Here is a 20,161-nt window from a genome sequence, read left to right as displayed (position 1 = left end):
CCCAGGAGACCACGGGTGATGATCCGAAAAAACGACCCGTGACCTCTTTCCTGTATGGATAACGTTCCTGCCGGAATCCTGGCAAGCGGTTTTCGGAGATGGCATTTTTTTGATGGGCAGGGGAGGTGCGGTGTGTTGGGCGCTGCCGCTCCGCCGGGCCGTCATAACCGTGGGCGGAGCAGCGAAAGCCGCTGTGGCGAGCCTTTCTTCGCAGAAAAACGGGGAGGCGAGGTGTTACTTGTCCATGACGCCGAGTTTTCTCTCCAGGGCGGCCAGGGCCTGGGAGATGATGAAGGTCAGGAAGAGATAGACCACACCGGCGCCGAAGAGGAACTGGACGTAGTCGTAGTACCGTGCGCCCATGACCTTGGCTGAGTACATCAGCTCACCGGCCCCGATGACGGAGACCAGGGAGGAGTCCTTCAAAAGGACGATGAACTCGTTGCACAAGGGGGGAATGATTTTGCGGAAGGCCTGGGGCAGGATGACGTCCCTCATGGCCCGGCCGTGGGGCATGCCCAGGGAGCGGGCAGCTTCCATCTGGCCGTTGGGGACGGCCTGGATGCCCGCACGGACGATCTCCGCCACGTAGGCGCCAGAGTTGATGCCAAGGGCCGTGATGCCTGCCTTGATGGGCGAGAAGAGGATCGGTTCTCCGGTGATGGCCAGGTAGAGCTGGGGCAGACCGAAGTAGATAAAGAAGATCTGGAGCAGCATGGGGGTGCCGCGCAGGACGTATACATAGACACTTGACACGGCTCGGATCAGGCGGTTTCTGGAGATGCGGCCCATGCCGGCAAGGGAGCCGAGGATGATGCCGATGATCAGGGCACCGGAGGTCAACTGGATGGTGACTGCGGCTCCTTTAAGCAAAAATAACTTGTGCTGCCAAACCAGCGCAAAATCGATCACTGTGATGATCCTTCTATGGGGTTGCCGACGGCGGGCCTGCCGGGGGCAAACGGTTTTTTGAACAGGCCCTTTGAGACGCGGGGCGGCGTGAAAAACCATGCGGTTTTTCTCCGGCCCCTCAGGTGGTCACGGTAACGGCCTGTTGTGGTGCGTGCTGTTAAGGACAACACCCCAACCGGTCTGCCGGCTGGGGTGGCGTCGTTTTACGATCAAAGCTGAGGGCCGTGAGGCAGGGACATAATCCCTATACGCCCCACTTCTTGCGGAGCTTGGCGATGGTGCCGTCGGCTTCGAGCTTTTCCACGGCCTTGTTCAGGGCGTCCAGGAACTCAGGGGAGTTCTTGCGCACGATGGCTGCGGTCTCTTCGTAGCTCAGGGGCTTTTCAAAGACGGTGAACTCAGGTTTCTTGGCGTAGTTTTCGGCAATGGCCACGTCCAGGACAGCGCCCTGAACTACGCCGTTTTTCATCATCATCACAGCGATGTTGGCGTCGTCCACTATCTGGGCGTCGCAGCCCTTGATCTTCTTGGCTGCTTCGGCGCTGGTGGAGCCGATCTGGGCGGCAACACGCTTGCCCACCAGGTCTTCCTCGGTTTTGACGGGGGAGTCGGCCTTGGTGAGGACCGTGGAGCCGTTTTTGTAGTAGGGGATGGTGAAGTCAACGCTCTTTTTGCGCTCTTCGGTGACGGAAAAGCTGGACATACCCAGGTTCACCTGCCCGTTTTTCACGGCAATGATGATGGAGTCAAAGCCCATGGCCTGGAATTTGGTTGTGAGGCCCAGCTCGGCGGCAACGGCGTCGATGAGGTCGATGTCAAAGCCCACGATCTTGTTGGTGGCCGGGTCCACGCTTTCAAAGGGGGGGTAGTCGGGGCTGGTGCCCACGATGAGAACGCCGGATTTCTTGATCTTTGCCCAGTTCTTGTCCGCGGCGGATGCCGTGGAAACCATTGCCATGCAAACCCCTGCCATGACCATGACGGTCAGCAGTTTTTTCAATCGTGCCATGTTCGTCTTCCTCCTGGTTATCATATGGAGACGGCTCCCAAGCCAGCGGCTGCCCTCCTCCCGGTGAGCCGGGCCTTCGGCAAAGGGCCTTGATGCGGGGCCCTTGATCTGTCGCGTGGTTGATGAGAAGCGACATCCCCTGTTTGATGGATCCGTCCAGTCAAATCAAAATTTTATTTAGTATGACTGAAGGGCTCGGATGTCAAGACGAAACCGGCAACAGGTCAGGGCCAACGCTTTTAAAAATTCAGTTGCCTCCGGCGGGGCGCTTTTTGAAAAAAGCTCCGCAAAAACGTTCCGGTAATCAAGATTAAAGAAGGGGAGGGGCTATGCTCTGCAGGCACGAATCCTCAAAAAAAAACCTGTTTGCTGAATTTTTCAAAAGGTTGGCCCCCGGCGGGGCCGCCGGGGGCTGTTCTTTGGGCTGAATGGTTCCTTTATTGTTGCCCCCGGCAGCTTGGCCGGAGGCAACCCGTGGGGCTATTTGAGTTCCGTGCTGAGCCCTGCTTCGCAGGCGCGCTCCTGCTGGAGCTCGCCGTTGCGGTTGAACAGGCCTTCGAGCATCAGGGTGAGGGCGCCGTCACCGGTGACGTTGCAGGCGGTGCCGAAGCTGTCCTGGAGGGCAAAGACCGCCACCAGAAGGGCCACGCCCGCGGGGTCGAACTGGAGAACCCCCACCACGATCCCCAAAGACGCCATCACCGTGCCGCCGGGAACGCCGGGGGCGCCGATGGCAAAGATACCGAAGAGCAGGATGAACAGGGCCATGACGCTGACGGAAGGCAGGTGGCCGTAGAGCATCATGGAGATGGTCATGGCAAAAAAGGTTTCGGTGAGCACGGAGCCGCACAGGTGAATGGTGGCACCCATGGGGACCATGAACTCCACGGTGTCTTTGCTGAGGGCGCTGGACTTGGAAGCGCAGGAGAGGGACACGGGAAGGGTGGCGGCGCTGGACATGGTGCCCACGGCCGTGAGGTAGGCCGGGGAGTAGTGCTTGACCACCTCAATGGGGTTCTTGCCGGAGATCATGCCCGCAATGAGGTAGAGGATGGTGAGCCATACAAACTGCCCCACCAGCACGATGGCGATGACCTTCAGGAAGACGGGGAGCTGCCGGGTGAGGCTGCCTTCGTAGGCAAGGCAGGCAAAGGTGGCGGCAATAAAGATCGGAAGAATGGGGATGACCACGCGGTGGACAACCTGCATCATGATCTCTTCAAATTCGTTCATGAGCTTGGCAAAGGTCTCGGCCTTGGTCCAGATGGTGGCGCTGCCCAGCATGATGGCGGTGACCAGGGCGGTCATCACCGACATGACAGGGGGAATGTTGAGCTGGAAGACCACCTTGGGCAGCTCCCGGAGTCCCTCCACGCTGGTGGCGATGGAGAGGTGCGGGATGATGAGATAGCCCGCCATGGCAGCCATGGTGGCCGCCCCTGCGGCGGAGAGGTAGGCCAGCAGGACCCCTGTGCCGAGCATTTTGTTGGCGTTGCTTCCGAGCTTGACGATGGACGGCGCAATGAACGCGATGATGATCAGCGGCACCGTGTAGTAGATCAGCTGCCCGATGACGTATTTGATGGTGGTGACAACCTCGATGAAGGCCTCGTTTGCCACAAGGCCGATGATGATACCGGCGGCGATTCCGCCGATGAGCTTGATAATCAGAGCAAATTCTCCAAACCTGTTTTCCAATGACATCCTATCATCCCTCCTGGTTGAACATATTGGGCCCGGGTAAAAAAGCCGCTTGCGTGCGGGTGTTCCGGGGCGTCTCAACGTTGAAACGATTCCCAGGGGAGCCCATGTCGGCTGCAGTGTCTCCAACCTGCCTGCCGCCGAGCGCCGTGCTTTTTATGCCGAAGCCTTTATTTTTTGGGGGGCGGCTTCCAGGCCATGGGCCCGAAGTGTGCCTGTCCCCCGTTTTTTACACGTGTTTGTCAACTCCCTTGCATATGGGGTCCCCGGCAGGGGAGCCGGGGGGCTTTGCGTTGGCCAGGGTGACCATATAGCGCGATTCCGGCCATGTCCCGTGAAAAAACGGGGACCGGTCAAAATAGTTTTTATGTTGCGTGAAAGGGAACGCGGGCCGGATGGATGGTCGCCGTGACCGGGGAGGGAAGAGCTCCCTTTGTCGGGTTGCTTTTCCCCCGTTTTTATCAGGCACCGGTTCCCTTATTTACCCCACCTTTTTGTACTGCCTTTCCATGATATCAAGGATGGAGTTGTTGGCACCGGCCAGGCCTGTGTTGCACAGGTAGCCGAGGTTTTCAAAGAGCTGGCGGAAGCTGAAGGCCAGAATGCCGTTGTCCTCATGGACGGCGACCCCTTTCTGGGCCAGAAGGGCTGCCTTGACGGCCCAGCTAGCTGAAAGGGCCAGCTTGTAGGCGCATCCCTCTTTGCCGCCGTCGCAGATCAGGCCCGTGATGCTGCCCACCATGTTGAGCATGCTCTTGAAGATCTGGGCTTCACTGCCGCCCATCATGTAAGAGACCCCGGCACAGGCTCCGATACCCGCGGCCACGCCGCATCCGCACATGGCCGACAGGGTGCCGGTGAAGGACTTGATATAGACGGTGATGAGGTTGCTGAAGGCCAGGGCCCGGAGCATGGCTTCCGGCGAGGCCTCGGTGGCTTCGGCCACCCCGGCAATGGTCAGGAACACGGTGATACCGTGGTTCCCGCTTCCCGCGCTGCTCATGGCAGGCAGGGTGGAGCCGGACATGCGGGCTTCCGAGGCTGCTGCGCAGAGCATCTCCGCCTTGGTGACCATCTGGTCGTTCAGGATCCCTTCCTCCACGATTTTCTTGTATGCCTGGCCGATGCCTCCCTCATAGGAGAGCCCCTCTTTGGCCAGCATCATGTTCTTGTCCACCCCTTCCTGGAGAAACCGGATCTCATCCAGGGGCACAGTGTTGGAAAAATCCAGAAGGTCTTTGAGGTCGTATGCCTGGATCAGTTTTTTGTGGGCCTGCTCGTCCACAGCGCCGGGCTCTTCATGGGAGAGGTTGATCCCCTCTTCCACCTTGACGATGTTGTTGTGGCGGTCCACGGCCATGACCTTGATCTGCCTGCCGTCGTTGAGGGTGACAAAGATCTCCACAAAGAGCCTGCTGCAATTGCCCTTGATGCCGACGGTGATGAGGCCTTTTTCCACCAGGGCTTCGGCCTTTTTGTTTTGCTCCGGGGCGATGGTCTCCAGGACCCGCAGCTCTTTATCGGGGGTTGCGATGACAAGGCCCAGGGCCGTTGCGATTTCCAGCCCCCGTTTCTTGATGCCCGGGATGCCCACGCGAAGGCCGTTTTTGAACAGGGCGGCATCCACGCAGACCTCAACGGTCTTGATCATGGAGAGGTCTTTGATTTTAGCCCCCGCCACAGAGGCTGCGTATGCCACGGCAATGGGCTCGGTACACCCTGTGGCCGGGACAACTTCCCGCTTTAAGATTCCAACCAGCTCGGAATAATCGGTGGCCATGGTCTGACTCCTTTCTATGGTTCGTACGTGTCGTACTTGATCGTTCACGGTTTTTTGTTTTCGTCCCATGACTAAGGGCAAGGAGCATGCCATGTTTGAAAAAAGCGGAAAGGTCTCGTTGGTTTTTTGATGGTTTGCACGGGGTGGGGAATGGTAAGTGTTTGTCAAAAAGACGAATTTGCAAGGGGTGGTGAAGGGGGACGGCACGACGTACGTTCAGGTACCACAGGAAGGATACACACAGGCCAGTTTCACATCTGATACAAAAAATTGTATCAGATGTGAAACTGTGTCGGTATTGAAACAAAAATAGATCTGTTCACCCCCGCTGCCCCAGACGGTCGGCATGAGAAGAGGTGTTTGCCGAGAGACATCCTGACCCACAGCCCTTGTTCAGACCGATTTCACTGGTGGCGGCAGAGGCTCCGCGCATCATTCCCAGGCAGAGCCTGGGAACGAATGAGACCCTGCCGCCGTTTATCGCTCCTTGCCCTCGCCTTCGGCACGGGCGGAGCTCGTTAGCGCATGTGACGTCCCTGAGGAACGAAGGGATGGCGCATTTTTGAACCTGGGGATGGTGATGGCGTGTTTGCGGAGCCTGCGGTAGAGGGTGGTGCGGCTGATGTTGAGGTCTTTGCAGGCGTTTTTGACGATCTCTTTGTGTTTTAAGTCGCTGTGGGCGTCGATGGTTTTCTGGATCAGCTCTTTTTCCACGCGATCCATGTCCGAGGAGAGGGTGGCGCCTGGGTGGGCAAGGGGCAGGCCCGCTGCGGGGGCGGCACCTTTCAGCCTGTTGTTGCCGCCTGCGAGCCGTCGCTTGATGAGGTCCTCGTGGATTTCGTCTCCCGTTTCAAAGTTGACGGCGTACTCCAGAATGTTTTGCAGCTCCCGGACATTGCCGGGCCAGGCGTGGGCGGTGAAGAGCGCCTCCGCGTTTTTCGAGAGCCGCTTCACCGATTTGTCGAACCGGAGGTTGTACTGCCCGATATAGAACTGGGAGAGGTAGATGATGTCCTGGACCCGTTCTCTCAAGGGGGGGATGTGGATGGGGATGATGTTGAGCCGGTAGTAGAGGTCTTCCCGGAAGGTGCTTTCTTCGATGCGCTCCCTTAGGTCGGCGTTGGTGGCTGCGATGATGCGGATATCGATTTTCCGGGTCTCGTTGCTGCCCACCCGGCAGATCTCTTTTTCCTGGAGCACCCGGAGGAGTTTCACCTGGAGGGCGTAGGGCATCTCGCTGATTTCATCTAAAAAGAGGGTCCCTTCGTCGGCCCCTTCGAACTTGCCGATGCGGGTGTTGATGGCGCCGGTGAAGGCCCCTTTTTCGTGGCCGAAGAGTTCGCTTTCCAGGAGTTCGTCGGGGATGGCCCCGCAGTTGATGGCGATAAAGGCGTTGTCCCGTCTCTTGCTCCTGTTGTGGATGGCCCGGGCAAAGAGCTCCTTGCCGGTGCCGCTCTCCCCGTAGATGAGGACGTTGGAGTCGGATTCGGCGGCTTTGGCTGCCGTGGCCTTGGTGTCCAGAAGGCTTTCAGACACGGTGAGGATGCTGTCGAAGTCCACGTTGACCTGGTTCTGCTGGGTGTACCGGATCATCTTTTTTTCGAAGCGGATGAACTCGTGCAGCTTGACGATGAACTCGCTGCCCTCTGCGTCCATGGTGTAGACCGAGGCCACCAGGGTGGTGACCTGGCCGTGGAACCGCACGCGGATTTTCCTGTTCTCCACCACCTCCCGGTTGAGGGCTTTCTCCTTCAGTTCATCCCAAAGGCCCGTCAGGAATCCCCCTGAATCGGAGATGGAAAGTTCGGTGAGGAGCTGGTTCAGTGGGTCGTTCCTGTAGAGGATCTCCCCGGAACGGTTGAACACCACGAGGGCCTCCTGCATGGTGTTGAGGATGGTCTTGAGCCGGAGGGCCAGGAGCTGGTTCTCCCTGGACATCCTCTCTTCCGAGAGTTTGGCTTCCAGGAGCTCGGCCATCTTCTGGATGAAGTTGATGTACTGGGCCTTGTTCCGGACGATCTTGTCCCGCTGCTCGTCGGTGAAGGCAATGACCCCGATGACCCCGATGGGCACATCTCCCCGTTTGAGGGGCATGCACACCTCGGCCTTTTCACTGCACCGTACCCGCCTTTCGCACACCGCGCAGATTTCGCTCTCTCGGGCGGTCTCCACCACATAGTGCCGACCGGTCTTCAGGGCGTAGCCAAAGGCTGTCTGCTCTTCGATCTTGAGGCCGATGCGGTCTTTGTAGATGCCCGTTCCGGCAATGCGCACCATGTTGCTGTCCATGACGGTGACATCAATGTTGACCACCGCCTCAATGGCCTCCGCCACCTTTTGGGCAATCACGGCGAATATTTTCTGGGTTTCCATGGATAACGACTCCATCTTCATTCTGAGGGCAAAAAACGAGTTGAAAAAAACGTACCACACCATGGCTGGCAGGTGTGCTTTTTTTGGTCTCATTCGGGCGAGGGGGCCGGGCCGGGTCGCCGGAGGTCGCAACACACGGCGCGTTGCCATGACTCTGTGTCATGGCCTTTTTAAAAAAAAGGGGCAGGCCCTTTTGGCTGTTTCAGCCATAACGGGCCTGCCCCTGTGTGTATGTGTCTCTCTTTTGCCGGGCTAGTTGGCTTTTTTCATTCCGGGTTGCGCGGCCTGGGTCCCTTTCTTCCCAAAAGCCCGGGCCATAAAGTTCTGCACCCCGGCCACGCCGCTGTCGAACAGTTTCTGCTCGTCGGCTTTGCTGAGCTTGAAGTCGGTGGCGGGGATGCCGCAGCCGCTGACATTGACGGTCCTCTGCTCGTTTCTGGAGAAGAGGAGCATGGCAAAATTCTGGCTGTTCATCAGGTCGTTCAGCATGTACCCGGCAAACTCCAGGCCGTTGGTCGGTGGGGGCTGGCCCACGTCCGTGGCCATTTTCCCCGGATCCTGAAGAATGGCGATGGCCGCGTCCGTGTCGAGTTTCAACCCCAGGGTGCCGGGGTTGGCGTCTAAGTTGCCGTAGGGACCGGGCCTGTAGTCCGGCATGAACTGTTTCTGGTCGAAGAGTTCAATGGGGTAATTCCAGACCACCCCGCCATCCACGAAAAGGCACTTGGCCTGACCGCCGTCAAAGGGAAAGGACATCTCCACGGGTTCGAAGAAGATGGGAATGGACATGGAGACCCGGACCGCATCGGCCAGGAGGATGTCGGGGGTGTCCTGATAGGAGAAGACCACCGGGTAACCGGAGTTCAGGTTGGTCCCGATGACAAAGGGATCGATTCTGAAATAGTCTGTTTCATGGATTTTCGCAAAGGTCAGCTCTTTGCTGGTGATACCCAGGCCCGCCTCTTGAAGGGCCGCATCAATGGCATCTTCCAGCCACTGCTTGAAGGCGTTGCCTGCCCAGATTCCCGTTTTGGTGGCGTCAAATTTACTGAACAGGTCCTTGTAGACTGCCGAGGCGTCCTCGATGGTTTTGATCCCCTTGCCCACGGCCCAGGGGAAGAGGAGGAACTTGTACCAGTCCCATCCCCTGAAATCGCCGATCAACGCCTCCACCTCCCTGCCGAAGGGGGTAAAGTCTTCAAACTTGGAAAAGTCTTCGTCCATCAGGGTTTTCATGGCGTCGTAGTTGCCGTTGTAGACGGCATACAACGCGGCGAGAATGGAGCCTGCGGACGTTCCCGCGGTCCTTTTGACCTGGGAAATATCGATTCTGTCCGAGTTCTTAAGGAGCTCATGGATGGCCCCCATATAGGCCAGTCCCTTGATGCCTCCACCGCTGAATGCCAGGTTTTCAATGGTCAACATGTCCATGACATGCCTCCTGAAAGAAGGTTGATGGTGCGGGGGCGGGCACATCATGATGGCAAAGGGTGCCCGTTCCCCCCAGGGTCGTGATGTATCTTTCCGGGATATGTCTTGAGAAACCGCGATTATGAATGAAGTCGACAGGGAAAAGGCGTGGTGGCTGAATAAAGAGGGCTGAAATGCGCACTTCTCATGCGTGCCCGTGCAGGTGAAGAGGCCCGACTGTGTCCCCTTGCGTTTCGTTGCGATACCGGAATCTGATGGTGTATAATATATCAAATTTTCAATATATTTTAAATGGAAGCCCTGGCGGGGCCTGTTTCCCTGTGGCTTCATAACCCGAACGCACGTTCCGGCTCGGTTCTTTCCCGTGTTTTTGCACTCCGTCATTGTCTGAAATGAAGGAAGGGACGATCGTCACGATGCAAAGGAGATGGCTATGGCAACATTAACGGAGCTGGCATCCAAGGTACCGGACAAAGAGAGGTTTCCTGTTGCGATTATCGGGGCTGGGCTCGGAGGCCTGATGGCGGGCGCCTGCCTGTCCAGAAACGGCTTTCCCGTGACTGTTTTTGAAAGGTATGACAAACCCGGCGGCTACGCCACGACCTTTTCAAGGGGGGAGTTTACCTTTGATGTTTCGCTGCATGCCACGGTGGCCACAGGCCCTCCCGTGGATTTTTTGCTGGAAGCCTCCGGGGTAAAAAACAGGATCGAGCCTGTGCTGCTGCCCGAACTGGCACGGTTTGTCACCCCCGGGCGCCCGGACCTTTCGTATCCCAGGCAGGAGGCGAAAAACCTGCTTCCCAACGACCCGACGAACTATGTCAAAGAGATCATCGCGTCCTTTGTGGCCCGGTTCCCCGATGATGCCCAGGGGATTCAGGCCTTTTTCGGCAAGATGATGCAACTGCTTCAGGCGTTTTTGAAAGAGGGCATGGCTGGGCTGGAAAAAGATCCTTTAAGCAAGATCCCCCTGTCGAAATTTCTTGATGAATGCACGGGAGACCCCTGGCTCAAGACATTGCTGGGAGGGTTTATCTCGTATTACGGGAAAACCCCGGCGACCTTGCCTGCAAGCTTTTACCTGTTCAGCACCGGTGGCCTGATCACCTGCGGGAGCTGGTATTACAAACGGCGTTCCCAGGATTTTTCCAACGCTTTTGTGGATGTGATCAGGGAACATGGTGGAAAGGTGGTGACCGGGGCCGAGGTCACGGATGTCCTCATGGAAGGGGAGGAGGTTTCCGGTGTGGTGTGTCAAACAGGTGGGGCTAAACGCAAAGAGGCGGCAAAAGCCGTAATCTCCAATGCCTGCGTTCCGGAGACCATGTTTAAGCTGCTGCCTGCGGGTAAGGTCCCCCAGGATTACCGGGAAAAGCTCGGAGCCCTGAAGCCCTCCATGTCCATGGTGAATATCTGGCTGGGGCTGAACAGGGACATCAGTACGGATATCCCTGCTTACGAGACTTTTGTGTTTGACTCCTGCGACGATGCGGCAAACCTTCAGGCCATCAATGCCTGCGATCCTGAGAGAATGCCCTACGGGGTGACTGTTTACAACAACGCCTACCAAGGGTACGCGCCTCCCGGCACCAGCATTGTATCGATCTTTGCGCGCAGCAGCTACGAGCCATGGCGGGCTTTTGAGGTGGAGTACAGGACGGACCACGCCCAGGCATCTGCCTACATGAAACGGAAAAATCATGTCAGGGACGTGTTGATCCAACGGGCGGAAAAACAGGTCATCCCGGGGCTGTCCGGCATGATTTGGGAGAAGGAGGCGGCAACACCCCTGACGAATCTTCGGTTTACAGGCAATGCCCAGGGCGCTTTTCTCGGGTACAGCCAGCTCCTCGGCAACAGCGGCGGCAGCCGTCTGAAGAATACCTGCCCTGTTGAGGGCCTGTACCTGGCCAGCGCCTGGGGGACGCCCGGAGGGGGCTACTTCGGCGTTCTCAACGGCGGCTACGACGCTGTTTGTGACCTGTTAAAGGACCTGCAGCCCTGAAACAAATCCATGTGGAGCGAGGTGGCCTTCGGAGGCTAATCCTCTGTGAATAGGATGCGGGCCGCACCGGCGTCACGTAAACCATCCATGATGATCTGCCGCTGATACCCATGCAATACAGGTTGCAGCTCGTCGACGCCGCGTACAATAAAGGTGGGGCGTACCATGGCAAACTTCGGTGACATGGTTGCGGTGCAATGCTTTAAAAACGCTGAGAGGCAGGGGTATTTGTCGTGGTACCCGTCATCCCCGTACCCGTCATCTCCATGGTGCGTGGCAAACAGATCAACTTTAAACGACTCAAAAGGCCTGGGCGGTACCTCGCCCACGGAGGTGATACGGGCGTTTTTGCCCTTGGAAAGATAGATACAGGTGTGAAATTTTGTGGTTAGGCTGCCCTTCTTGAAGGTGAAGGACTCACGTGAAATATCCACCTCTATTTTGGGTGAAAATTTTAAGAGGAAATTGTCTGATGTTACGCTTTTCATAGTGTGTATCACGGGCTTTCACCGGCAGGCCGCTATACACCCAAACCGGTACAGGAGGTTCAACAGGCTGAAAAACGGGAATACCGCCGGAACGCCCTTTGCTGAAAGCGACACGCCGAAGGCACCTGACTAGTTACTATGGATCCTTTGAAAAGGAAACGCCTCCGACGGGTCGCTTTTTGAAAAAAGTTCCGCAAAAACTTTCCTGTAAAACGTAAAAATAAGATGTGCTATGCACGGTCGCTGTGCACACCAAAAAAACGAAGCCTGTTTGTCAAACTTATCAAAAGTTTGGCCCCCGGCAGGGCCGCCGGAGGCCGCTTTTTTTTCAGGTTAGGCCCATGCCAAGTATAAATTACACATGACGGGATCACCCCATACGTCCCCAGCATGTTTTTTTGATCGTTGCGTCGAGACGTAACGCATTTGAGGCGAAAGATCGTTATGTATTATTATTTTGGGGCATAGACCTTACTACAAGGTTCCCGAGGCATCAATTTTTGAGGTCAGGCCGTTGGTACCGGTGTGCTTGAACTCTTTGCCTTTGCTTTTGTGGGTCAGGGTGACTGCTTTGTACTGGGTGTGGTCCTCCATGAAGGGCACGGGAAGGTTTTTGATGCTGATGGGCTCGCCGTTTAAGCCCTTCATCTTTTCGATCTCCACCTTGGAGGCGGGCACGGAAAAGGTGACTTTGGTGTCGGTGCGTTCCACGGAGATGGGAGCCCTATCCTCGGAGAGGATTTTCGAGCCGCCGGAGTAGATGATACCGAAGGTCTGGTCCAGCTTCAGGAGCTCGACCACGGCTTTGGCCTGCTCCATGGAGGCGGACTCATCCACATACACCCTCAGCCATTTGCCCAGGCTGAAGGCCGTGACCACGGATACGCCGTCAAGGTTGACGTCCCCGTAGTGACCCTCCTTGATTTCAATGAGGTTGTTGCCCTCGCAGTAGCCCCGTGTCGACGGGGAGCCGAACAGACAGGGGCAGGTGGGGTTGCAGCTGCAACTCTCCGTATAGTTGGCTTTGATGGCCCACCCTTCTGCATGGACCGTGGCCGCTGTGATACCCATGATAAACAGGCCCAGCACCCATAATATGATGTGATGTTTCATGACGCCATTCCTCTCTTAAGGATAAAGAGATTTCGGATTCCCGGACGGGACGGTGTCCGGAAACTATTTGTTTCTCGGTCACGGCGCGTTGCCGTTGCCTGGGAAGGCAAAAGGGGAAAAAGCGGTGCGACGAAGGGGGCGTAAAGCCTGAAGGGGGCCACACAACAACAGGGCGGGGACAGAGCCGGGGTCATACGAAAAGGGGGATAAAGCGCACATGCCGTCTATCAAAAATACACCAGGCCCCAGTGGTTATCAACATCGAATCCGGCTGCTTGATGCCCGGGACTGGGTCGGCGCGTGCCTTCGTATTTGACAAAAGGGGCGGCTCCCCATATGGATAGTACACTGTTTACCGTGTTCCGCCGCCCTTGATTTCAGGGGATTGCCGAATCTGGGCCCTTTGCCCCGCAAGGTCCCGGGCACATGACGCCGCCCGCAGGCGTTGCCGCCCCGGCGTCGGCACGTTTCATCGATGTTTCTGAAAAGACCGTATGAACCCATTGGAGTTGAAGGAATGACTATGTTTCACATCACAAAGACCCGGATGAACCCTTTGATGAGGGTGACGATTGCAGTGTCTCTTCTTGTTATGCTGAGCGGTTGCGGAATGATCAAATCGTGGCGGACACCCGAACCGCCCAAGCCTGTCTACAAGTATATCCCCAGTGTCGGGGACAACGTGCGATTTGTGGTCATGCCGTTTAACAACTACATCAACCAGCTGGAGTTCGCCGCCAAAGTCGAGAGCCACCTGCTGGGCGCCGGGTTGAACCTCGTGGCACCTCCTCGCGGGACCAAGACCGTTGAAGAACGAAAGGGTGCAGGGTTCCCCCGGTCCGGCCTGAACCGCAAAGAGATGAAGACGGTCCGTATCGAGAGGTACATCGTCTCCGATGCCGTGGATGCTGAGTACCTGGTGGAGACCATGCTGAAGGATTCCCACGGGACCGTGAAATTCACCCGCCTGAGCGACCACAAGATCATGGGTGTCCTGACCCTGAAAGGGTCGAAATCCAAATTTAAAAAGGAACTCTACAAAGAGCTTGAAGCCATGAGATTCGTCTCAAGGACCATTGTCCGGGGATAGCTGGGCAGGTTGCTCGTCTGGGGCATAACCGACGCGTTATGTTCGTACAAACAAAAAAAGGATCTGATCGGTGTCGATCAGATCCTTTTGTTTTTTAAGCTGTTGTTTTGGTCGGGGCGAGAAGATTCGAACTTCCGACCCCTTGACCCCCAGTCAAGTGCGCTACCAGGCTGCGCTACGCCCCGCCAAAAACAGATCGGGTTATACGCCCTTGCCCGGCGTGGTGTCAAGGGAAAAGGGGGGCAGAGTTATTTTACAACACAATGGTAAACAAAGATTATTGTTGTTATGGTGATTGACGATTGTGGTCTTGCGGTTTTTAAGGGCGTGCCCGGTGCCGGGCAGCGGGCCAAAGGGCCTGCGCCTGCTTTTATGAACGGATCCGAATGGTTTTCTATGTGGGAGGGGGCCATGAGTGAAGTGCAAAGGCAAAAGTGTCTGCAGTCGGTGACCCGGAAGCTGGTGGTGGTGACGGCGGGGTGCCTGGTCTTTCTGACCATCTTTTTTTATGCGGTCAACCCGTCGGAGGCCAAGCGGACCTACCTGGTGAGCTACGTGTTCATGGCAGGGCTCATCGGCGGTTTTGTCAGCATCCAGCAGCGGTTGCCCTCCCTGGGCCTCGATGAGCTGCGGGAGCTGTCCAACTCCTGGTTTTCCATTCTTCTTATTCCCATCAACGGGGGCGTGTTTGCCCTGGTGCTCATGATCCTGTTTCTCTCCGGGATACTGGAGGGCTCCATGTTTCCCCGATACACCCACAGCGCCATCAACCACGACGACCTGGTGGGCAGCTTTGCCCTGTGGCTTAACTCTACCTTTCCGCAAAGCGGGCCAGACATCGCCAAGCTTCTCTTCTGGTCCTTTGTGGCCGGATTCAGCGAGCGCCTGGTGCCCCAGATCATTCGATCCGCCACCCAGAACCTCCAGGAGACCCGTGAAAGCGAAGACGACGAGACGCCGCCCGTCTCAGAAACATAAATCATGCAGCAGATGAAGGAACGTTATGAGTCAGGTTAAGCAATGTGTGTCCATGGTCAAAGGGGCCCTGGGGCCCTTTTTCCTTTCGCCTTCAAGCCAAAAAAACGTGGGGGCGGTTCTGGAGCGCCAGGCGGAAAAGCGTCCCCACCAGGCCCTGATCTGCTTTGAAGACCGGGTGATGACCTACGGGCAGGCCAATGAGCTTGCCAACCGATATGCCCGGCTGTTTCTCTCCCGGGGGTTTGCCAAGGGGGATACCGTGGCCCTGCTCATGGGGAACCGGCCGGAGTATCTGGTCATCCATGCGGGCCTGGCCAAGATCGGGGTGGTGCCCGCCCTTGTGAACACGAACATCCGGGGGCGGGTTCTGGCCCATGCCCTGGAGGTCGTGGAGGCCAAGGCGGTCATTGTGGGCATGGAACTGGCCGAGGCCTTTGACGCGGTGGGCGATCAGATCAGCCTGCCCGGGTCCGTGTTTGTGGAGAAAGAGGGGCACGATGTGGCCACCCCGCCCGGCATGGAAGACCTTGCCCCCCTGCTTGCCGATCAAACCGGGGCAAACCCCGAGGCCCCATGGCCGGTGGTGGCCGCGGACACCCTGGAGTACATCTACACCTCCGGCACCACGGGCATGCCCAAGGCCACGGTGCTGACCCACCGTAAGTGGTTTCAGATGGGGTATGCGGCGGGGGGCTTTGCCATGAACGCCGTCCCCGGAGACGTGCAGTACCTCTGCCTGCCCCTCTACCACAACAGCGGCATCAACATTGCCTGGCCCCACTCCCTGATGTGGGGCGGTACCCTGGCCCTTGCCCGCAAGTTCTCGGCCCGTCGGTTCTGGGACGACGTGAGGCGGTTCAATGCCTCCCATTTTATCTACGTGGGGGAGCTGTGCCGCTACCTTTACAACCAGCCGCCCCGGGATGACGACAAGGCGAACCCCCTGCGCGTGATCCTAGGCAACGGCATGCGGGCGGAGTACTGGGAGGCGTTTCAGGAGCGCTTCGGCATTGAGAAGGTCATTGAGGTCTACGGCGCCACCGAAGGGGTGGGTGGGCTGATGAACAGAAAGGGGCTCCCCGGCATGATCGGGCAGCTCTCCTTTGCCGGGGTGGTGCGCATGGGGGAGCTGGCCCGCTGTGATGTGGAGACCGGGGAGATCTACCTGGACGCCAACGGGTTTGCCCAGAAATGCAGGGTGGGAGAGACCGGGATGTTCCTGCCGAAGATCAATGGCCTTAACCGGTTTTCCGGTTATAAAAACAACAGGGCCGCCACCGACGAGAAGATCCTCAGCAATGTCTTTGCATCCGGGGATCGGTACTTTTTGAGCGGAGACCTGATGAAGCTCCATGAAAAGAGTTACGTCTCCTTTGTGGACCGGCTGGGGGACACCTTCAAGTGGAAGGGGGAGGTGGTTTCCACCAACGAGGTGGGGGACCTTCTCTTTCGGTTCGGTGACATCGAAGATGCCAATGTCTACGGGGTGGAGGTGAAGGGGGCCGAGGGCAGGGCCGGCATGGCCGCCCTTACTCTTCTTCCCGGTTGCGAGATCGATTTTGCGGCCTTGAGCGCCTACGTGGCCGAGAACCTGCCCGCCTATGCCCGGCCCTGGTTTTTGAGGCTTCGGGAGCAGTGCGATGTGAGCGTCTCTTTTAAGCAGCAGAAGGTCACCTTGAGAAAAGAGGGGTTTGCCCCCCATCGCATCGACGACCCCCTCTACTTCTATTATCCGGGTGAGGGGTACCGCCCCCTGACCCCGGACCTTTACGACGATATCCAGGGCGGCACGGTTCGGTTTTAACGCCTGTACCGATCAACGGGGATTGCCGTCGGCACCAGACGAAATAGATTGCCATGTGCTGAATACCGACAGTTCATATGAACCCTCCCCCATCCCTCGTCGGATGACGGGACCACGTCACGGAGGTTTGTGTATGAGACATCGTTCGGCTTTGCAGATTGTATCGTTTGTGATGTTTGTTCTGTGCGGTTTGGGTGCCTTTGCCTCGGCCGTTGCCGCAGGAGGCCCGCTGACCCTGGATCTTCGGGAGAGGCTGGAGACCCTTTCTGGCCATGAGGTGCTGCCCGTCATCGTTGTTCTGAAGGAGGCCCCCGGCCTGAGGGCCATGGCCGGAGACCTGGATACGGCGGCGTTGTCCAGGGCCCAGGATGCGCTTCTCAGGGCTGTTCGCGGCTCTGTACCCCGGTATCGTTACACCCGCATCCCGGCCCTGGCCATGGATGTGAGCCGTGTGGATATCCAAACCCTTTCAGGGCTCGCCTCTGTGGCGCGTATTGAATACGACGCGCCTGTCCATGCGTTTATGGATACGGCAGCCCAGTGGAGCGGGGTCACCGCCGCCCGGCAGATGTACGGCCTGGACGGCGAGGGCGTCACCGTGGCGGTGATCGATACGGGGATCGACGCGGGGCACGCCGCCTTTGGCGATCGCGTGACCGCCTTCTGCGACCTGGTGGGGGACGACACCGGGGCCTCCGCCTACGACGACAACGGCCACGGCACCCATTGCGCGGGTATCATCGCAGGGGCAGGCGATGAAAACGGGGCCAACGCGGGGATTGCCCCGGCAGCAGAGCTGGTGGGCGTCAAGGTGCTGGACAGCCGCGGCAGCGGCAGCATGAGTACGGTCATTGCCGGGATTGAGTGGTGCATTGAGCGCAAACAGGAGCTGGGCATCGATATCATCAGCCTGAGCCTGGGAAGCACAGGGAGCTCCGACGGCACCGACGCCACCTGCCTTGCGGCAAACGCCGCGGTATCCGCAGGCATTGTCACCGTGGTGGCCGCCGGAAACAGCGGACCGGCGTCTTCCACCATCGGGTCACCCGGCGCAGCCGAAGAGGTGATCACCGTGGGGGCCATGGGCGATCCGGGTGAGGGCGGTTTTTTCCTGGCGGACTTTTCCAGCCGGGGGCCCACGGCGGACCAGCGTGTCAAGCCGGATATCGCCGCTCCCGGGGTGAATATCATGGCCCCCCTGGCCAACTCTCCGGCAGGGTATATCGCCCACAGCGGCACCAGCATGGCCACCCCCTTTGTGGCGGGAACAGCGGCCCTGCTCCTCCAGGGCGATCCGGCCCTGACCCCGCAAGGGATGAAGGCGGTGCTGGCGGCCAACGCGCAGTTCTGGGGACCGGCCGGAAACGACAATGAGGTGGGCGCAGGGCGCCTGGACGGCCTTCAGACCATCAGCAAGACCATGGACGGCTATCCTGCCCCGCCCCTTGAAGGCGCACCTTACCACCTCGGCGTCACCGATACCCTGAGCGGGTGGAACTGGTTTGCTTCGGCCACGGACAAACGGGACGAGTGGACCTTTGATGTCTATGATACCTCCCAGCCCATCGCCGTGACCCTGATCATCGAGGCCTGGCACCCCATTCTGCTGGTGTTTCCCAGCCATGACTACAACCTGAGCCTTCTGGACCCCGACGGCACCGAAGTGGCCTCGTCCGCCAAGTGGTCAAGCAGGCAGGAGACCGTGACCTTTGCACCCACCGTCATCGGCACCTACACCATTCGGGTGGATGCCCGCAAAGGGTCAGGGGCCTACACCCTGGATGTGAGCGCGTTGACCAGCAACCTGGCTCTCATCGGAGGGTAAATCGGTGCGGGAGCCCCGAAACGGCTCGAGCCAAACGTAGGGTGAGCTTGCGCACCGTTTACCGTACGATGCGCGCTGGCGGCGTTTCGCGTCACGCAAATCGGTGCGGGGGCCGCACCCTACAGGCCACGGCAACCCCGAAGCGGCTCGAGCCAAGCGTAGGGTGCGCCGTGCGCACCGTTTACCGTACGATGCGCGCTGGCGGCGTTTCGCGTCACGCAAATCGGTGCGGGGGCCGCACCCTACAGGCCACGGCAACCCCGAAACGGCTCGAGCCAAGCGTAGGGTGCGCCGTGCGCACCGTTTACCGTACGATGCGTGCTGGCGGTTCGCGTTATGCAAATCGGTGCGGGAGCCGCACCCTACAGGCCACGGCAACCCCGAAGCGGCTCGAGTCAAGCGTAGGGTACGCCGTGTGCACCGTTTACCGTACGATGCGCGCTGGCGGTTCGCGTGACGCAAATCGGTGCGGGGGCCGCACCCTACAGGCCACGGCAACCCCGAAGGGGCTCGGGTCAAGCGTAGGGTGCGCTTGCGCACCACCGAAAAATCGAAACGGGCGTGAAAGCCCATGCCCGGGTGAGCTTCACGCAACATGGACATGGCAAAAGGCGTGGGGGGTATTCCGAATACATGATGCCAATGGGTGGACGTGTGGCCCGTAAGGCGCTATCTCAAGAAAGAGAGAAGCGGCCTTTTCGGGCCTTTTTTACGCAATTTGCGTTTCTGCAACTCGCAGCAGTGACGCCGTCATGGAGTGTGAAGCATCATGTCATATACCATCGAAGAGATCCGTCCTGAGTGGGACGGTGCCATCTGTGAGGTCATCAGGAAAACCGGCGCCGAGTTCGGGGCCGTGGGGGAGGGCTTCGGGCCTTCGGACCCGGAAGTGAGCGCCATGAGCCGCCACTACGCCCCGCAGGACGGGAGCCTTTATCTTGTTGCGCGGGTGGGGGGCCGGGTGGTGGGGGGATGCGGGGTGGCCCCTTTTCAGGAGAGCCGGGAGACCTGCGAGCTGCGTAAGCTCTTCCTCCTTCCCGAGACCCGGGGCCTGGGCGCGGGAAGGGACCTTGCCGAGCGATGCCTGGCCTTTGCCGAGGCCGAGGGCTACCGGCGCTGCTACCTGGACACCCTGGCTGCCATGACCGCTGCCATCTCCCTGTACGAAGCCCTGGGCTTCGAGCATCTGGACGCACCCCTTGCCGGTACCATCCACGGTGGATGCGATGTCTGGATGCTGAAAGCATTTTCCGGTTGACCCGTTTATGGCTTCACAGTTTATACCCTTTCCTGTCATGGCCGTGACGCACCCAAAACCGCATGAACAGTTAAGGAGAAAAATCATGGAAAAAAATGTCAGCAAAGAGCAGTGGGTTGCCATGTTTCAGGAGATCGGGTTGTCCGAGGAGCAGATGATGGCATGGCACAAGGTGTTTGAAACCCGCCATCCCGAGGTCCACGATCAGTTCCTGGCGTGGCTGGGGATGTCCGAGGCGGAAATCGCCGATGTGCGGAAACGCTGCAGTTAAGGATTAAATCAGGAAAAACAAGTACGCCTCCGGCGGCCAGGGGACGATCCCCTGGCCCCAGGTTGCGGATGCTCATAAAATCATCTCCAACCTGATTGTCAAACCCGGTTTTATAAATCAGGC

The 20,161-nt window shown here is 58.3% G+C and carries 15 protein-coding genes and 1 tRNA gene; 7 read left to right on the top strand and 9 right to left on the bottom strand.

Translation table 11 applies throughout. The features are described 5' to 3' along the window. Positions 1 to 234 precede the first annotated feature (234 nt). The 6 genes from MSL71_RS03840 to MSL71_RS03815 all read right to left on the bottom strand — a co-directional run bounded on the left by MSL71_RS03840 (position 235) and on the right by MSL71_RS03815 (position 9,206). Complete coding sequence (locus MSL71_RS03840; RefSeq protein WP_218950940.1) at positions 235 to 873, bottom strand: amino acid ABC transporter permease; 639 nt, start codon at positions 871 to 873, stop codon at positions 235 to 237. A 283-nt stretch (positions 874 to 1,156) separates the two neighbouring features. Next, positions 1,157 to 1,921 (bottom strand): transporter substrate-binding domain-containing protein, encoded by a 765-nt coding sequence (locus MSL71_RS03835; RefSeq protein ID WP_180137326.1) that lies wholly within the window; start codon positions 1,919 to 1,921, stop codon positions 1,157 to 1,159. A gap of 480 nt (positions 1,922 to 2,401) precedes the next feature. Continuing rightward, a complete protein-coding gene (locus MSL71_RS03830) occupies positions 2,402 to 3,625 on the bottom strand; it encodes a dicarboxylate/amino acid:cation symporter (protein ID WP_180137325.1) in 1,224 nt (407 codons plus the stop codon). Between the two features lie 478 nt (positions 3,626 to 4,103). Continuing rightward, positions 4,104 to 5,402 carry an L-cysteine desulfidase family protein gene (locus tag MSL71_RS03825; protein ID WP_180137324.1) on the bottom strand — a complete coding sequence of 433 codons (1,299 nt, stop codon included), beginning with the start codon at positions 5,400 to 5,402 and terminating at the stop codon, positions 4,104 to 4,106. 477 nt (positions 5,403 to 5,879) lie between these two features. Next, positions 5,880 to 7,775, bottom strand: coding sequence for a sigma 54-interacting transcriptional regulator (locus tag MSL71_RS03820; RefSeq protein WP_180137323.1), 1,896 nt, complete (start codon positions 7,773 to 7,775; stop codon positions 5,880 to 5,882). Positions 7,776 to 8,027: 252 nt separating this feature from the next. After that, positions 8,028 to 9,206 carry a patatin-like phospholipase family protein gene (locus MSL71_RS03815; protein WP_180137322.1) on the bottom strand — a complete coding sequence of 393 codons (1,179 nt, stop codon included), beginning with the start codon at positions 9,204 to 9,206 and terminating at the stop codon, positions 8,028 to 8,030. Positions 9,207 to 9,639: 433 nt separating this feature from the next. Between MSL71_RS03815 and MSL71_RS03810 the strand changes: the two genes are divergently transcribed. Next, positions 9,640 to 11,211, top strand: coding sequence for a phytoene desaturase family protein (locus MSL71_RS03810; RefSeq protein ID WP_180137321.1), 1,572 nt, complete (start codon positions 9,640 to 9,642; stop codon positions 11,209 to 11,211). A gap of 35 nt (positions 11,212 to 11,246) precedes the next feature. Here the strand turns inward: MSL71_RS03810 and MSL71_RS03805 are convergent, their stop codons facing one another. Together MSL71_RS03805 and MSL71_RS03800 are read right to left on the bottom strand one after the other, a co-directional pair. Further along, the gene (locus MSL71_RS03805) at positions 11,247 to 11,699 is read right to left on the bottom strand and encodes a hypothetical protein (RefSeq protein ID WP_180137320.1); all 453 of its coding nucleotides are present in this window, start codon (positions 11,697 to 11,699) and stop codon (positions 11,247 to 11,249) included. A 474-nt stretch (positions 11,700 to 12,173) separates the two neighbouring features. Further along, a complete protein-coding gene (locus MSL71_RS03800) occupies positions 12,174 to 12,812 on the bottom strand; it encodes a DUF1326 domain-containing protein (RefSeq protein ID WP_180137319.1) in 639 nt (212 codons plus the stop codon). Between the two features lie 610 nt (positions 12,813 to 13,422). Here MSL71_RS03800 and MSL71_RS03795 point away from each other — a divergent pair. Continuing rightward, positions 13,423 to 13,902, top strand: coding sequence for a hypothetical protein (locus tag MSL71_RS03795; RefSeq protein WP_180137318.1), 480 nt, complete (start codon positions 13,423 to 13,425; stop codon positions 13,900 to 13,902). A 108-nt stretch (positions 13,903 to 14,010) separates the two neighbouring features. Here the strand turns inward: MSL71_RS03795 and MSL71_RS03790 are convergent. After that, a tRNA-Pro gene (locus tag MSL71_RS03790) sits at positions 14,011 to 14,087 on the bottom strand. Between the two features lie 226 nt (positions 14,088 to 14,313). Between MSL71_RS03790 and MSL71_RS03785 the strand changes: the two genes are divergently transcribed. From MSL71_RS03785 to MSL71_RS03765, 5 genes are all read left to right on the top strand, one after another. Then, positions 14,314 to 14,880, top strand: coding sequence for a hypothetical protein (locus tag MSL71_RS03785; protein WP_180137317.1), 567 nt, complete (start codon positions 14,314 to 14,316; stop codon positions 14,878 to 14,880). A gap of 25 nt (positions 14,881 to 14,905) precedes the next feature. Beyond that, the gene (locus MSL71_RS03780) at positions 14,906 to 16,684 is read left to right on the top strand and encodes a long-chain-acyl-CoA synthetase (protein ID WP_180137316.1); all 1,779 of its coding nucleotides are present in this window, start codon (positions 14,906 to 14,908) and stop codon (positions 16,682 to 16,684) included. A gap of 133 nt (positions 16,685 to 16,817) precedes the next feature. Continuing rightward, on the top strand, positions 16,818 to 18,509 hold the full coding sequence (locus MSL71_RS03775) for a S8 family serine peptidase (RefSeq protein WP_180137315.1): 1,692 nt from the start codon (positions 16,818 to 16,820) through the stop codon (positions 18,507 to 18,509). Positions 18,510 to 19,278: 769 nt separating this feature from the next. After that, a complete protein-coding gene (locus MSL71_RS03770) occupies positions 19,279 to 19,767 on the top strand; it encodes a GNAT family N-acetyltransferase (protein WP_180137314.1) in 489 nt (162 codons plus the stop codon). An 85-nt stretch (positions 19,768 to 19,852) separates the two neighbouring features. Continuing rightward, positions 19,853 to 20,038, top strand: coding sequence for a MerR family transcriptional regulator (locus MSL71_RS03765; protein ID WP_180137313.1), 186 nt, complete (start codon positions 19,853 to 19,855; stop codon positions 20,036 to 20,038). Positions 20,039 to 20,161: the final 123 nt, after the last annotated feature.

The organism is Desulfoluna butyratoxydans (genome assembly GCF_900699765.1).
GTDB lineage: Bacteria > Desulfobacterota > Desulfobacteria > Desulfobacterales > Desulfolunaceae > Desulfoluna > Desulfoluna butyratoxydans.
This window is presented reverse-complemented; position numbering and strand designations above follow the sequence as displayed.

Coding starts and splice junctions, on each gene's coding strand:
- MSL71_RS03835 (WP_180137326.1), bottom strand. CDS start 1,921: ATGGCACGATTGAAAAAACTGCTGACCGTCATGGTCATGGCAGGGGTT.
- MSL71_RS03830 (WP_180137325.1), bottom strand. CDS start 3,625: ATGTCATTGGAAAACAGGTTTGGAGAATTTGCTCTGATTATCAAGCTC.
- MSL71_RS03825 (WP_180137324.1), bottom strand. CDS start 5,402: ATGGCCACCGATTATTCCGAGCTGGTTGGAATCTTAAAGCGGGAAGTT.
- MSL71_RS03820 (WP_180137323.1), bottom strand. CDS start 7,775: ATGGAAACCCAGAAAATATTCGCCGTGATTGCCCAAAAGGTGGCGGAG.
- MSL71_RS03815 (WP_180137322.1), bottom strand. CDS start 9,206: ATGGACATGTTGACCATTGAAAACCTGGCATTCAGCGGTGGAGGCATC.
- MSL71_RS03810 (WP_180137321.1), top strand. CDS start 9,640: ATGGCAACATTAACGGAGCTGGCATCCAAGGTACCGGACAAAGAGAGG.
- MSL71_RS03805 (WP_180137320.1), bottom strand. CDS start 11,699: ATGAAAAGCGTAACATCAGACAATTTCCTCTTAAAATTTTCACCCAAA.
- MSL71_RS03800 (WP_180137319.1), bottom strand. CDS start 12,812: ATGAAACATCACATCATATTATGGGTGCTGGGCCTGTTTATCATGGGT.
- MSL71_RS03795 (WP_180137318.1), top strand. CDS start 13,423: ATGATCAAATCGTGGCGGACACCCGAACCGCCCAAGCCTGTCTACAAG.
- MSL71_RS03785 (WP_180137317.1), top strand. CDS start 14,314: ATGAGTGAAGTGCAAAGGCAAAAGTGTCTGCAGTCGGTGACCCGGAAG.
- MSL71_RS03780 (WP_180137316.1), top strand. CDS start 14,906: ATGAGTCAGGTTAAGCAATGTGTGTCCATGGTCAAAGGGGCCCTGGGG.
- MSL71_RS03775 (WP_180137315.1), top strand. CDS start 16,818: ATGAGACATCGTTCGGCTTTGCAGATTGTATCGTTTGTGATGTTTGTT.
- MSL71_RS03770 (WP_180137314.1), top strand. CDS start 19,279: ATGTCATATACCATCGAAGAGATCCGTCCTGAGTGGGACGGTGCCATC.
- MSL71_RS03765 (WP_180137313.1), top strand. CDS start 19,853: ATGGAAAAAAATGTCAGCAAAGAGCAGTGGGTTGCCATGTTTCAGGAG.